9 protein-coding genes are annotated in these 14213 nt (G+C 45.9%); 6 read left to right on the top strand and 3 right to left on the bottom strand.

Features of this window, described 5'->3' with window-relative positions:
- Positions 1 to 83: 83 nt before the first annotated feature.
- Both xerD and brnQ read right to left on the bottom strand, forming a co-directional pair.
- Positions 84 to 995, bottom strand: a complete 912-nt coding sequence (gene xerD, locus K0I73_RS15485) for a site-specific tyrosine recombinase XerD (protein WP_220061950.1) — start codon at positions 993 to 995, stop codon at positions 84 to 86.
- Between the two features lie 76 nt (positions 996 to 1071).
- Complete coding sequence (brnQ, locus tag K0I73_RS15490) at positions 1072 to 2388, bottom strand: branched-chain amino acid transport system II carrier protein (protein WP_220064415.1); 1317 nt, start codon at positions 2386 to 2388, stop codon at positions 1072 to 1074.
- A 464-nt stretch (positions 2389 to 2852) separates the two neighbouring features.
- Between brnQ and K0I73_RS15495 the strand changes: the two genes are divergently transcribed.
- From K0I73_RS15495 to K0I73_RS15520, 6 genes are all read left to right on the top strand, one after another.
- Positions 2853 to 3563 (top strand): tRNA1(Val) (adenine(37)-N6)-methyltransferase, encoded by a 711-nt coding sequence (locus K0I73_RS15495; protein ID WP_220061951.1) that lies wholly within the window; start codon positions 2853 to 2855, stop codon positions 3561 to 3563.
- A gap of 107 nt (positions 3564 to 3670) precedes the next feature.
- On the top strand, positions 3671 to 4903 hold the full coding sequence (srmB, locus tag K0I73_RS15500; RefSeq protein WP_220061952.1) for an ATP-dependent RNA helicase SrmB: 1233 nt from the start codon (positions 3671 to 3673) through the stop codon (positions 4901 to 4903).
- Between the two features lie 242 nt (positions 4904 to 5145).
- Complete coding sequence (locus K0I73_RS15505; RefSeq protein ID WP_220064416.1) at positions 5146 to 6360, top strand: efflux RND transporter periplasmic adaptor subunit; 1215 nt, start codon at positions 5146 to 5148, stop codon at positions 6358 to 6360.
- On the top strand, positions 6360 to 9497 hold the full coding sequence (locus K0I73_RS15510; protein WP_220061953.1) for an efflux RND transporter permease subunit: 3138 nt from the start codon (positions 6360 to 6362) through the stop codon (positions 9495 to 9497). Before K0I73_RS15505 ends, K0I73_RS15510 begins: the two co-directional genes overlap by 1 nt.
- Before the next feature lie 107 nt (positions 9498 to 9604).
- Positions 9605 to 10207, top strand: coding sequence for a TatD family nuclease-associated radical SAM protein (locus K0I73_RS15515; RefSeq protein ID WP_220061954.1), 603 nt, complete (start codon positions 9605 to 9607; stop codon positions 10205 to 10207).
- Positions 10208 to 10306: 99 nt separating this feature from the next.
- Entirely contained in the window at positions 10307 to 12523 is a 2217-nt protein-coding gene (locus K0I73_RS15520; protein WP_220061955.1) for a PAS domain-containing protein, read from the top strand.
- Positions 12524 to 13734: 1211 nt separating this feature from the next.
- Here the strand turns inward: K0I73_RS15520 and K0I73_RS15525 are convergent.
- Complete coding sequence (locus K0I73_RS15525; protein WP_258405211.1) at positions 13735 to 13995, bottom strand: MurR/RpiR family transcriptional regulator; 261 nt, start codon at positions 13993 to 13995, stop codon at positions 13735 to 13737.
- Between the last annotated feature and the right edge of the window lie 218 nt (positions 13996 to 14213).

The following is a 14213-nucleotide window of genomic DNA, read 5'->3' on the forward strand; positions in this document are numbered from 1 at the left end:
AAAACCAAACATGGTCGTGTTAATTAGACCCGACTAAGGGCTGAAAAGTTACATGCTCAACGCATTTAAAGCAAATTATTCGCTTAACCTCTTGGATGATGCTGTTGATGCAGTTGTGCTAATCTCGCTTTCGCCACATGGGTATAGATTTGAGTCGTGGATAGATCACTATGGCCTAACAGCAGCTGCACGACTCGGAGATCCGCACCATGGTTAAGCAGGTGCGTCGCAAATGCATGGCGCAAAGTATGCGGTGATAGATGTACAGCGATGCCCGCTCGCAATGCATAGAGCTTAATCCGATGCCAAAAGGTTTGTCGGGTCATCATAGTGCCGCGTTTCGATGGGAACACAACATCACTACTCTTACCCTTAAGTAAATCGAACCGCGCCGAGGCTAAATATTGCTCAATTTCACTAACCGCCATTTCACCTAAGGGCACTAACCGCTCTTTACTTCCTTTACCGACAATTCGCACCAGCCCCTGACGCAGACTCATCTGATCCATGGTTAAGCCGACAAGTTCTGATACCCGTAATCCGCTGGCATAAAGTAGCTCCAGCATGGCTCTATCTCGGCATTCAATAGGATCATCAATATTCGGTTCGCTAAGTAATCTATCGACATCCGCCTCACTGAGCGAATCGGGCAATTTCCTAGCAAGCTTAGGCTGTTTAATCATGACTACAGGATCGACATCGATAAGCTTTTTAGCCACAAGGTGCTTATAAAAGGCCCGCAGACTGCTGATCAACCGAGCACTGCTGGTTTTAGCAAATCCTTGTTCAAATCGTGCGCTAAGATAATCTCGAATTAATTCCTGACCAACATCAAGCAGCTGCCGATGCTGTTTCTGCACAAACTTATCGAAATGACAAAGATCGCTGCGATAAGCTTGCAGGGTATTGTCGCTTAATCCTTTTCGTGACCATAAATCGTCGAGAAATGGCTCAATTAAAGGATCGGCTTGGTAGGGCCGCTGAGATTCAGTCACTTTGACTCCAGATAAAAAAACGGTGCTAACTCAGAGGAATTAACACCGTTAGTTTACGCGACGATTAGTCACTATATCAATTAAGAACCGCTTCAGCCTTAGGGCCTTTAACCATCAAACAGATAAAGATAGTGAATGCCGTTGGCAGTAACCATGCCATTCCCTCAGCATGCAGTGGCATATTTTGAAATGCACTCATATCTAATCCAGCCGCTTTCATGCCATCGATAAGCCCAAAGAGCAGCGCCACGCTTAGCACCACGCGGTGAGCAAGAGCGGGTCTAGAAAAATACTCGGTCAGATAGGTCACCGCCACAAGAGCGATCGCAACAGGGTAGACGGTCACTAGCACTGGAATACTGATATTGATCAACTGAGCTAATCCAACATTGGCGACAACAGCGCAGGCTAAGCTCATCACGACCGCTAATAAGCGATATGAAAGTGTCGGCATCAACTCGTTAAAGTACTCGGCACATGCAGACACCAATCCCACCACAGTGGTCAAACAGGCCAATGTGACCACCATGGCTAAGAGTAACTGACCAAGATCACCAAAATGCATGTTGACATAGTTAGTGAGGATGATTCCGCCATTATCGGCCCCGGCAGCCAAATCGCCAGCACTCGCACCTAAGTAGAACAGTGAGATATACACGAAAGCCAAACCAGCAGCGGCAATTAAGGCAGCCCTCACCAAATATTTGGTCTGTTCTTTCGGTGAGTCGATACCCTTTTTACGTAAAATATCGATAATCAACATGCCAAAGATCAATGACGCCAAGGTATCCATGGTGTTGTAGCCCTCTAGAATACCTTTGGTGAGAGGGTTAGATTGATATTCACCGACGGCGAGGCCCACATCCGAACCCGGCAAAACCAGCACAGAAACAGCAAGGCCAACCAGCAGTAAAATCATGATAGGGGTTAAGATTTTGCCTACGCTATCGAGTAACTTACCTGGAAAAAGTGATAACACCATGGCAAGCCCAAAAAAGATGATGGTATACAGTAACTGTGAGCTATTGAGCACAATCCCAGCCAGCTCAAAAGTCGAACTACTATCGGCAATAAACGGCTTGTAACCCATCTCATAAGCAACTAAGCCAGCACGCGGCGCAGCAAAAGCAGGGCCAATAATAATATAGATTGAGATAGCAAACAGTGTGGCAGCAAACGCAGGCAATAATCCCATCACCTTACCGTTAGCCTTTGCAACGGCAATCAAGGTGATCAGCGGCAATGTCACCGCTGTGAGCAAGAATCCAAGCATCGCCAGTGACATATTTTCACCCGCTAAAAAACCCGCTAACGGTGGAAAGATAAGGTTCCCAGCGCCTAAGAAAAAGGCAAAGGTCATAAAGCCTAAACCTAATGTATCGGTGAAACTCATTTTACTCTTCTGCACACAACGCCTCGTTAATCTGCTTTTATATTTATCTCAATAGCTTGCAAGCGTAAAACCAACACCGCTCCCAAGCTTATTAATATGTAAAGATAGAATTACACTATTCGATGGTAAATCTAGCCAGCGCATGACTAATTTTTGAACTACAGCAGGATTAACTAACGCTAAAAATGCATTCAAACTGGTTTACCTCTACCAATTTGGCCCTTCAAGCGCCAAACCGAGGCCATACTATTAACAAAAACATTTCAAATTAACAAGCAAACCACAGGCAGGAACAGCAATTAACACCAATAATTTAACAACCCACCTACACTCAGATTGCACCTTTCACATCTAACGCTCATTTCCGAGTGTAGATCATGCTGTACCCCTGACCACTTCAGCCTTTTTACTCTAGATGCGATATCGTACAATGACGCCTCAATCTCACATAGCCAGTTAACGCCATGCCCTTTAGCTTTAAACAGTTTCATATCGACGATAGCCATTGCGGCATGCCAGTCAGTACAGACGGTGTTCTTTTAGGAGCGTGGGCTCCTCTGCCCGATGCAGAGAGCATCCTTGATATTGGTGCTGGAAGTGGATTACTTTCTTTGATGGCAGCCCAGCGCTCTGCTGCTAAGGTCACCGCTATCGAAATTGATACTCACGCTGCAATGGATTGTCTGTATAACATCAACCAGAGCCCATGGCGTGATCGTATTGCGCTCACAACCCAATGTGTCACCCAATGGCTGAAGACAGCTAGCGAGCAGTATGACCATATTATCTGCAATCCGCCCTATTTCGATAATGGCCCACAATCTAACGATCAACGCCGCGCGCAAGCACGGCATACCGACAGTTTGAGCTTCAAGATGCTGCTAAGCACAATAAAACGACTCCTTAGCCAAGATGGCAAGGCAAGCCTTATTCTACCGCAGCCCAGTTTATCGCGATTTGTATCATTGCTTGACGATTATGGGCTGACACTCGTAGAACAGGTCGATGTAACGAGCGTGGAGGGAAAACCACCACAGCGTCACTTACTCTTGCTCAGCCACCGCCCGGCGCAGCCTAGCCAGGTTAAAGTTAGCCAGCTAACCATAAGAACGCGCTTTGGCGAGTACACCCAAGAGATGATTGAACTCACTCGGGCGTTCTACCTAAAGATGTGACCGCGATTGAGCCAAAGGTAGGATCCGTTATATCTCCCTTGGGAATCTCGCACTTTGCCCTAATTTGAGTGTATAATGCCGCGCTATTATTCATTGAGACGCTGCGCATGCAATTTGAAGATTTCCATCTTGACGAGACCTTACTAAGGTCACTCAAGGCGATGGGCCATAATACGCCCACCACAATCCAGCAACAGACCATCCCACTTGGGCTTGAGCAACAAGATATTTTGGCTCGTGCACCTACAGGAACAGGGAAAACTGCAAGCTTTTTGTTGCCTGCGCTGCAACACTTAATCGACTTCCCTCGCCGCTTTTCAGGCCAAGCCCGGGTGTTGATCTTAACCCCAACCCGCGAACTTGCCAGCCAAGTGCATCGGTATGCCTCGCACCTTGCCACCGACTTAGATCTTGATATCGCCATTATTACGGGTGGTGTCCCCTATGCGCCGCAAGAAAAAGCCTTGAGTGGCAATGTCGATATTCTAGTTGCAACCCCGGGTCGCTTGATGGAGTACTTGGATAAGGGCCAATTTGACGCGCAAGAAGTCGAGATATTAGTTATCGATGAAGCCGACCGCATGCTTGATATGGGCTTCACCTCTATCGTGCAAGCTATCGCTATCGAAGCCCAAGGCCGTAAGCAGAATATGCTCTTCTCGGCGACGCTGGAAGGTGGTGGTGTCAGTCGTTTTGCACAAGAGCTGCTTACAAACCCTGTGACTATTGAGACTAAACCGCCTCGCAGCGAGAAAGCCAAAGTTCACCAATGGATCCATTTAGCCGACGATAAAGACCACAAGTTTGCACTACTTTGCAGTATCTTAAATCGTGAAGATGTGACCCGCGCCATCGTGTTTGTAAAAACCCGTGAAGTGGTTGCTAGCCTCGAAGGCCAACTAAAGCGTGTTGGCATTGACTGCGCCTTTATGCGCGGAGATATGGAACAAAAAGCACGTTTTCAAGCCTTAGGTCGATTCACCAAAGGCGAAGTTAATGTGCTGCTAGCGACAGATGTTGCAGCCAGAGGAATTGACGTCGACGATATTAGTCACGTGATTAACTTCGATATGCCTCGTAGCGCCGACACCTATGTTCACCGTATCGGTCGTACCGCTAGAGCGGGAAACAAAGGAACTGCTATCTCGTTAGCCGAAGCCCATGATATGCGCATCGTCGCAAAAATTGAGCGCTATATTGAGCAACCTTTAAAACGCCGAATTATCGAAGAGTTACGTCCTAAGCATAAAGAAGCGCGCCCACCATCAAAGAAAAAAGTCAAAGCGGGCGACGCTAAAAAGGTCAGCAAGAAATACAAAGCGAGCAAAAAGAAGAAATAACCGAGTAGATCTTATTTCACTCAACAAAAAGCGCCTCTCAATAGGCGCTTTTTTGTGGCTAACTTTCACCGATAAAACCTAAGTTCAGACTGAGTAACTTAGGCTTGCTTGAATATCAATATGTTAAGGAGAACGAATATCACTCAGTTTGAAACATTTATTTTACAAAAAGACTTTTGACCCTAGGCAAGACTCTGGTAATTTATAGAGCAAGCAGCTCAGCATGGAATAGCATGAAATCAATGATAAAAAAAATTATACGTAGAGTTCTTCCTCCTTGTCTCATCTTGATCGTTTTTGGTGGTCTAGCCGGATTACTAATGAGCACTCAAGAAGCACCTGAACAGAAAGAAGATGAGATTCCAGTCCCCATCGTTGACGTTATCTCTGTGACTCAAGAAACAGCATCACTGAACCTCCCCTCTTATGGTGTGGTAACGCCAAAGAACAAGACCCAATTAGTGACTGAAGTTCAGGGACGTATGTTAGCTATCTCTGAGAAATTCGTCGCCGGTGGTATTGTGAAGCGAGGCGATAAACTCGCAGAAATTGAGCCTTCAGACTATCAAGCCGATCTCATGCAAGCTCAAGCCACTCTGGCACAAGCAAAAGCTCTGCTAGATGAAGAGATTGCTCGCGGTGAAGTCGCTAAAAATGATTGGGACGGCTATGACAGCGGTCCAGCTCCCGAACTTGGGTTACGTGTCCCACAATTGAAAAAAGAACAAGCCAATGTCAAGTTTGCCGAAGCGGCACTTGCCCGTGCACAGCGTAATCTTGAGCGAACCATTATTCGCGCGCCATTCGACGGTATCATCAAGGCTAGAAATGTCGATCTTGGTCAATATGTTACCCTCGGCACCAATCTTGGCGAACTGTATGATACTCGTATAGCCGAGATACGTTTGCCTCTTGCCAACAACGAATTAGCTTATCTTGAGTCAATCGATAACCCTGACACTGAAGTCACCCTGAGCGCCGAACTTGCCGAGCGAACCGTCACTTGGGTCGGTAAAATAGTCCGCAGTGAGGGGGTCATCGATGCCGAGAATCGCATGGTGTATCTGGTCGCAGAGATCAAAGACCCCTACCTCAGAGAGCAGAAGCTGCCAGGACAACTCCCCCTTAAATACGGCAGTTTTGTCAGTGCGGTGATCAAAGGGCGTACCGTCGATGGTATCGTTAAATTACCTCGCTACATAGTTCGGGGAAATCAGGTTGCAGTGGTCCGAAATGACAACACTCTCGAGATGCGTGAAGTCAACGTGGTGCGCACAGATATCGAAAGCGTCTATATCAAAGATAGCCTTGCCGATGGCGAACGTGTTTCTCTGACCAACATCAATAATATGAGCACGGGTCAGTTGGTTAAAGTGATTGGAGAGCAAGATAACTCTAACACTGATACCGATGAGAGTAAGCCGGAGAGTACCCTAGTTGCTGCGGGTGAATTGTAATGGATAGTAACAAAGGAATTATCGCTTGGTTTGCCCGTAACGGCGTGGCGGCAAACCTGCTAATGGTCATCTTGCTCGTTGGCGGACTATTTAGCACAGTATTGATTAACAAAGAAGTTTTCCCCTCTTTTGAACTCAACTATTTGCAAATATCGGTTGCCTATCCCGGTGCCGCCCCCCAAGAGATTGAGGAAGGGATCAACATCAAGATAGAGGAGGCGATTCAAGATATTAGCGGTATAAAAAAGGTCACCTCGGTCGCGAGTGAAGGTTTCGGTAATGTCACCATTGAAGTTGAGGATGGCTTCGATGCACAAGATATTCTCGATGAGGCTAAACTGCGAATCGATGCCATCGCCACCTTTCCAGAGAACATTGAAAAACCGAATATTTTCCGCCTGAAGCCAGAAAATAACGTTATCTGGGTGTCGGTCTATGGCGACATGGATCTGCATCAGATGAAAGAGTTGGCCAAATCGATACGCGAAGAGATAACCGCCCTCCCCGCAGTGACCCGAGCGCAAGTGACCGGGGTTCGTGATTATGAGATTAGTATCGAGCTTTCTGAGGATAAACTGCGCGAATATGGCTTAAGTTTCGCACAGGTCGCACAGGCGGTACGCAACTCCTCCATCGATCTACCTGGTGGCTCAATTAGAGCCGAAGATGGCGATATCCTGCTCAGAACCAAAGGCCAAGCCTATACAGGCGATGACTTTGCCCAAATCGTTGTCAGCACGCGTCGTGACGGGAGTCGCATCATGCTGCCACAGGTAGCAACGATTCGTGATGACTTTGAAGAGCGATTAGAGTACACCCGATTTAACGGTAAACCGGCAGCAATTATCGAGGTGCTTAGCGTCGATGATCAAAATGCCCTCGATATTTCATCTCAGGTAAAGAGCTATATCGAAGAGCGCCGTGCCACATTACCCGCCAATGCTGAGCTCGATACTTGGGGTGATTTAACTCACTACCTCAAAGGTCGTCTCAACATGATGTTGTCGAACATGTTTTATGGCGCCCTGCTGGTATTTATCATATTAGCGCTATTCCTCGATTTAAAATTGGCGTTTTGGGTCATGATGGGATTACCCGTCTGTTTCCTTGGTGCTATGTTTATCATGCCACTAGAACCCTTCTCGCTATCGATTAACATGCTGACGTTGTTTGCCTTTATTTTGGTGCTCGGCATAGTGGTCGATGACGCCATTGTGATCGGTGAAAGTGCCTATACCGAGATAGAAAAACATGGCCACTCGCTAGAGAATGTTGTCAAAGGAGCGCAAAAAGTTGCAATGCCCGCCACCTTTGGCGTACTGACCACCATAGCCGCCTTTATGCCAATGATCATGGTATCTGGCCCTATGGCCATTATCTGGAAGTCCATAGGTTTAGTGGTGATCCTCTGTTTAGCCTTCTCATTGGTGGAATCTAAGTTGATTTTGCCAGCCCATTTGGCGCACATCAAACCCAGACGCCCTAACCCTAACCCCAATATGTTTGTGCGCTTTAAAACGGCGCTCAATAACAAGGTGCAGCATTTTATTCACCATAAATATCGGGTGTTTATCGAGCGTTGCATTCGTAATAGATACAACGTTGTAGCGACCTTTGTTGGGGTGCTAATCCTGTCCATTGCCTTGGTAGCGAGTGGCAAAGTACGCTGGGTATTTTTCCCCGATATTCCGTCGGATTTTATTCAGGTACGACTCGAAATGGATGTCGGTAGCTCCGAAGCCAATACCCTTAAGGTGGTCAAAGAGATTGAAAATGCCCTCTATACCATGAACGATAAAATGGAAGATCAGTATGGTTACCCTGTCGTGAAGCACAGCTTCATCAACATGGGAGCCAGAACCTCAGCCTTTATTTTTGCGGAGCTTACCAAAGGTGAAGACCGAGACGTCGATGGCGTAACCATTGCTGACGAGTGGCGTAAGGCGCTGCCTGAACTCATTTCTGTCAAGAAGCTTAATATCAATGCCAGCACCAACGATGCCGGTGGGGATATTTCCTTTAGGTTAACCTCGAGCGATCTCGAGCAGCTCTCACTGGCGGCAAATGAACTTAAGCAAAAGTTGAGAACCTATGAGGGTATCTACGACATCTCCGACAACTACTCATCGGGCAGTCATGAGATCCGCTTGGCGATTAAACCCGAAGCCGAAGCGCTAGGCTTAACCCTGTCAGATCTTGCGAGCCAAGTTCGCTATGGTTTCTATGGTTTTGAAGCCCAACGTATTTTGCGTAATAAAGAGGAAGTGAAGGTGATGGTGCGCTATCCATTGGAGCAGCGCCGAACCGTGGGTCATCTGGAGAATATGATGATCCGAACCCCTCAGGGGATCTCAGTTCCCTTCTCTACCGTGGCAAAAATTGAGTTAGGCGACTCTTACTCCTCTATCACTCGTGTCGATGGCAGGCGTGCCATTACTGTCATGGCTAATGCCAATAAAAACATCGTCGAACCATCGAAAGTTGTGGGTGAAATCCAGAAGGATTTTCTGCCCTACTTAGAAGGTAAATATCCACATATATCGAGTACCTTAGATGGCGGCAGCGCAGATGAACAAAGTGCGATGCTGGGCCTATTCCAAGGCTTCTTCTTCGCCATGTTTACCATCTATGCCTTAATGGCTGTTCCGCTAAAATCATACAGCCAGCCTTTGATCATCATGTCGGTGATCCCATTTGGTATTATTGGTGCGTTGTTCGGTCATTTCATTCTCGGCCTGTCGATGAGTGTCTTGAGCCTTTGCGGAATAGTGGCGCTCGCAGGCGTTGTGGTGAATGACTCACTTATCTTGGTCGATTTTGTGAACCGAGCCAGAAGCCAAGGCTTGCCGTTAGTCGATGCAGCCATAGATGCAGGATGCTATCGTTTTAGGGCAATTATCCTCACCTCTATGACCACCTTCGTGGGCCTAGTGCCGATTATTTTGGAGCGGAGTTTGCAGGCGCAGATCGTGATACCAATGGCCACCTCGTTGGCATTCGGTATTTTGTTCTCGACTGTGGTAACACTTATTTTGGTGCCAGTGCTCTATATTATCCTCGATGATATTAGGCGAACATCTCGCCGTTTCTATCACTGGTGGTGGCAACCAAAAACAGAGGATATTATCGAGCGCTAAGATAACGATAGAAAAGGGAGGCACAACCTCCCTTTTTGATCTGTTCAACATTTTAAGCCATCGAAAGTCGCTAGAATATGACTTTGATACATAAGTTTAAGCAGATAATGAGTCAATCCACCCTAGTCTACGACATCCGCAATAGTCGCTACCTCAATATTACTGGCCGCTGCACCTTACGCTGCCAATTTTGCCCAAAACATAATGGCAGCAAACAGATCCATGAATACCAGTTGGCGTTAGACCACCAACCTAAGGCCGATGAGATCATTCCATTGCTAGGTGATGTAACCCGGTTCGAGGAGTATGTGTTTTGCGGCTATGGGGAGCCCACTTTAAATCTCACCACCTTGATTGAAGTTGCGACAGAGATTAAACGTCAAGGCGGCAAAGTCAGAATCAACACCGATGGCTTAGGTAATCTATTTCATCGCCGCAACATCTTGCCTGAACTGGCGCCAGTGGTCGACGCCTTATCTATCTCGCTCAATGCCGATACAGAAGAGACCTATCTACGTCACTGCAAACCTAAATTAAAAGGCGCTTACCAAGCCGTAAATGAGTTTATAACACTGGCACCGGAGTATATTGACAAGGTACAAGTATCAGCCATTGACGGCTTGGAAGGAGTCGATATTGAACGCTGCGAAGCGATTGTCACTGCCGCCAAAGCCCAATTCAAACATCGCTATTTAGGGGTGATGGGATAAAGGGGCGAGCAGAGCGTTAGCAAGATGTAAGTGACTGTGTTAAGCCGATAGAATCATGCTAACATAGCCGCAAAAGAACTCGGACAAATACCACTTTCGATGCTGACGCAAAAAACTTCACTTCTGATCACAGGCCAAGGTTTACACTGGTCAACGCAACGTATTTTTTCTGTGGCAACACAGATCATTATTTTGCTTATCAGCGTGATCTTACTAACCAATGTGATCATTACACTCGGTGAGCGTCGTCTTCAGGAAGATTGGGCAACTCAGCGATATAGTGAGTTACAGTCTGTAGGCACCTTAATTACCGATAAGGTCTCGTTCCAGCAGTTTCGAACGCAGATGTTTGCCAACGCTGAATTATTAAAGCGCTATCTAACGATTCCCAGCGAAGTCCGTCAGAGAAAGCTGCAACAAAATTGGGCTGTCATGACCCGCAACATTCCAGGATTGCTGGATATTGCGCTGTTTGATCCTCAAGGTAAATTTAAGTTCTCGACCACCAATAATTTTAGCCGAGAATCGCTGCCCGCTTCGCTGCTAGAAGGAGCTCGCAATATGGGGGGGACAGAGGTTTATACCTCGCCACTAGAATTTACCCCGATCAATGGCAAACTTGAGCCCTATCTTTATCAATTGGCCTGGTTAGAAAACCCTAACCAAACCGTGCGCGGCTATTTGGTGACCTACCAATCGATGACTCGTATGCTAAAGAGTATCAAGCCAGCCTATTCCAGTGCCGAATCACCACTTATGATGCTAGATACCCAAGGTCTGCTATACGCTGGAGCCGAGAACAAACCTAACATCAATCGTATTCCAGAGACCATGGGAGGCAGCCTACGTCAGACCTATCCTGCGTTATGGCGTAAGATGTCAAACAGTAACTTCGGGCAGTTTCATGGCGATGATGCCACCTTTGTTTATTTAAAGGTTGAGCTAACCACTCAGTATGAAACGCGCAGAGAATATTATTTAGTGTCCTATGTCCGTAATGACGCTATTGCCGAAAATTTCTCAGAGTGGCGCAATATTCTAATCGCTGGTGCTGTGGTATTAACCCTACTCGCATTGGCGCTTATCTTACTGATCCACTCCTATCGTATTGGTCAACGTTCAAGAGCCTTTAGCATCGATTTAGCCAATAGATTATTTTATCAAGATATCGGCTGCGTCATCGTTAATGACAACAATCGCGTCGTGACCGCTAATGAAAAAGCCGCGCAATTACTAGCGATACCACTAGATGAGTTGTCAGACCGTAACCTGCAACGCATTTTACAACTAGAAAATGAGCAGTATGCAGAGATCCTTACTCAGTTAGAAAAAGAGAAAAAATGGCATGACGTAATCGACTTTGAAGAGCTTTGCGGTTGTACGTTAGCCGTGACCATAAGTTGTGCGATTCGCTCAGCAAAAAAAGACCGTTATTTGTTGGTGACCTTTGAAGATGTCACCCAGCTCAAGCAAGCCCAGCAACAGGCTCACCTGAACCAATTACTTAATGATAATGCGGTTGCCTGCGCATTAGTAAAAGCAAATGCTGAACTTGAGTTAGCCAACGATGCCTTTATGGAGCTGGTTTCCATCCACGACATAGACAATAAAAACCTAACCGAATTACTTAATAATGACCTCGATGCTCAATGGCCACGCATCACCCAGCAGCTATTACTGCAAAGCACCTGGAAGGGACAAATACTCTGTGATCCTAATGGTCATGAGAACACCTGTCTGCAAGCGACCCTTAAAGGGCACTTAGATGCGGCAGGCGAAATTGAACATATCGTCTGTACGCTAGAAAAAGCGCAGAAGAGAGCATTACTGCAAGATAGAGGGGACTTTATTCCCCATAGAAGTACTATCTTAGTCAACCTGCGTGATTTAGATGACTACTTTAACTCCTTAGATACGGTGAGCCGCAATAACTCAAGCCTACTGCTGATCGACATTACCGCCGAAAGCATGCTGAGCCACATGAGTGACATAGGTCAGCTGGAGAGCCGTCAGCGGGAAGTCGAGATCCACATTCTCAAATCACTTCCGATACGCTATCAAATGTCTCATTGGCAATTAGGCAAATTGATTGTGATCTTACCTAACACCCATTCAGATGACGCTCACCATTATGCGGTAACCACACTTTCGAGTTTAAATGAAATAGGCCTAGGCACAGGGATCTGTATGGGGGTTGCCAGTTATCAGCCCGAGCAAAACCTAGAACAATACCTTATCAATGCTGAGGTGGCGCTCAAACGTGCCAAACAGATAGGGGAACAAAATATCTGTCAGGCGTTTACCCGTAACAATTAACCTCAGGTTATCTCTTCGCAAAGGCGCCCACAGGCGCCTTTTTATCCTCTCTATATTATTGATTTAGCCGTATTTGGTGTGAATTCAGAGTTAAAAGCTAACGTGCTTTTGCCCCAAAGTTTGTTACCTTCGAATGAAGGTTTGACATTTTTTGGATTAGCCTTAGTTGCGTTTGGCTGCATCTAATTTGTTAAGTGTGTTTGAAGGTCATACCTTCAATGGGAGTTAATTGCCTGCGGCAGGCTCATGTGCAGATACTGCTTCGGGACGCTTTGCGCCATCCTTGGCCGCTTAACGAAAACATCTGACCTACATGGAAGTAGGGAATGCCACAAAATGTCGGGAACATTTTCGGCCATGATTTCGATACCCTCAGCTGCATCTACACTAGGTTATTTTCTCTCTTCGATTTTGCTTCATTTGGTGTGAGTGGCGAGTAAAAAGCTAACGTGCTTTTGCCCCAAAGTGTGCTGGTCTTGGAATGAAGAACGATGACATTTGTTTGAGTAGCGGCTGGCTGTATTTTCATTTATTGAAAGTGTTTGAAGGTCGAACCTTCACTGTTATTAATCGCCTGTCCGGCGAGGAATGTGCAAGCACTCTTTTGGCTCGCCACGAGCACTTCCATGTGGGCTCTGCGAAATCATCTGACCTCCAAGGACGGAGGGAATGCCGGAAAATGTCTGGAACATTTTCGGCCATGATTTCGAAGGCCAAAACCGCGCTTACACTGGGTCATTTTATCTCTTCGATTTGACAGTGTTTGGTGTGACTTGAGAATTAAAAGCTAAGAAGCTTTGCCCCAATTCCGTGTTTCGACTCGTTATCTCAATCGAAAATTCCTACTTTTGTGCCATACAAAATCTCATCCATTTACCTAGTGTTTGGCCTTACCAGAAATCGGCTAATAATGTATGGGTATACAGTCGTATTTAAATTTAGATTTTTTGGTATAAATTTTAGACAAAATCAGTGCGCACTAATTCCATTCGCAATAAATAAAATCCCATAAAATCAATTAACTATGGTGACAGATTTTTAGTTAATAGGTTTGGAAAACACGCATGCGCGTTTTTCCTGATGGATTACTTATATGAAAAGCGGCAGAATGCTGATAAGTTCATTACATACAGATAGTTAACTGTGCGCGTTTTCACTGGTCCAACGAGGTAAACGCGCATGCGCACTAATAAAATGTTATGTGTGCTCGATTATCCAAACTTTTTTAACACTCCAGAGATTGCAGCTTGGCTAACACCAAACATCTGGGATAGTTGAGTTTGTGTATAATTGCCAGTTTTATAGTAATGATATATCTGTGTTTTTTCAGACTCGGTGAGCTGTCCTCGCTTTACACCTTGGGACTCATTGTAGCGTGCAATATCAGCTTCAAGATCCTTGATTTGATTCATCATATCGCTGAGCTTTTTTTGCTCATCAAAAAACTCCTGCTGTGTGATTGTTCCTGCCATGCATCTCATGTTTAAGTTATTGAAATGCACGTTGTAAAAATTTTGTAGCTCTAAAAGTGCAGTTTGCAAGGAGCGGAGGCTGGATTGTGAGTATTCGCAGCGTTGGTTGTATACGTAATTCATTATGTTATAAAACTTATATTATTAGTGTTGAATATGATTATAAGTTTGTATAAGCTTGATGGCAAGTGTTGACCAATCCGGGGCATCACTAGCAG

The organism is Shewanella mesophila, from assembly GCF_019457515.1.
Taxonomy (GTDB): Bacteria; Pseudomonadota; Gammaproteobacteria; order Enterobacterales; family Shewanellaceae; genus Shewanella; species Shewanella mesophila.